Source organism: Micrococcus sp. EWR3.9.1 (genome assembly GCF_052615555.1).
Genome location: NZ_JBQXFD010000064.1, coordinates 1 through 246, shown reverse-complemented (window position 1 = coordinate 246; position 246 = coordinate 1). Strand labels below are relative to the sequence as shown.

Below are 246 nucleotides of genomic sequence, written 5' to 3'. Positions count from 1 at the left end.
GGGCATCTTCCCCAACCGGGCGGCCATCGTACGACTGGTGGGCGCGGTGCTGGCCGAGCAGACAGACGAGTGGGCCGAGGGCCGTCGCTACCTCGGCCTGGAGGTCCTGGCCCGCTGCCGACTCACCACCGTCAGCAACACGGGAAGCGAGGTGAACCCCGACACCGCGCCCGCCCTCGAGTTCAGCGCCTGACAACCCCAACGAAGGAATCAGCCGCTACACCACTTCATGGGGCTTGACCGGTC

At 68.3% G+C, this 246-nt stretch carries 1 protein-coding gene; it reads left to right on the top strand.

The features are described 5' to 3' along the window. On the top strand, window positions 1–193 hold a 193-nt coding region (locus tag ACUJ8O_RS11590), incomplete at its 5' end, for a transposase (protein ID WP_445373411.1). Window positions 194–246: the final 53 nt, after the last annotated feature.